Source organism: Rhizobium atlanticum (genome assembly GCF_030182485.1).
In the GTDB taxonomy this organism is placed as follows: Bacteria; Pseudomonadota; Alphaproteobacteria; order Rhizobiales; family Rhizobiaceae; genus Rhizobium.
This window is the reverse complement of the sequence record NZ_JAQJCJ010000090.1, coordinates 1-696: the sequence shown is the minus strand read 5'-3', so window position 1 is coordinate 696 and position 696 is coordinate 1. Positions and strand designations below refer to the sequence as shown.

General features: G+C 63.5%; 1 protein-coding gene. It reads left to right on the top strand.

The genetic code is table 11. From position 1 onward, the window contains the following. The coding region (locus PH551_RS32840) for a putative Ig domain-containing protein (protein WP_285196413.1) at positions 1 to 696 on the top strand (696 nt) is incomplete at both ends.

The window sequence follows — 696 nt, the reverse complement described above, 5'->3', positions numbered from 1 at the left end:
CCATCCATGGCGCCAACGATGCGCCGGTGCTGGCCGTCCAGACGACGACCCAGAACGCCACCGTCGGCTCTGCCTTCTCCTTCACACTGCCGACGACCACCTTCACCGATGTCGACAGCGGCGACACGCTCGCTTATGCGGCAACGTCCGCCGATGGCACGGCGCTGCCTTCCTGGCTGAGCTTCAACGCCTCGACACGCACTTTCTCCGGCACGCCGACGACAACTGGCACTTACGGCATCAAGGTGACGGCAACCGATCTCGGCAGCCTTGCCGCCAACGAGACCTTCAATATCGCTGTGTCGACATCAGGCAATACGACGCCGACGGCGGTTGCCGATACGGGGGATGCGACCGAGAAGGGTGGTGTGGCCAATGGTTCGGGCGGCGTGGCCGCCAGTGGCAACGTGCTGACCAACGACACCGATCCGGATACCGGTGACACCAAGACCGTCACGGCAGTCCGTTTCGGGACGACGTCAGGCACGCTCGGCTCGGCGCTGAACGGCACCTATGGCAGTCTCGTGCTCAATGCATCGGGTGCTTATAGCTATGCGGTCAACGAGAACAATGCGACCGTCCAGGCGCTGCGACAGTCGACCAACACGCTGAGCGATGTCTTCAGCTACACGATGCGCGACAGCGCTGGCGCCACGGCCACGGCGAATCTGACGATCACCATCCATGGCGCCAACG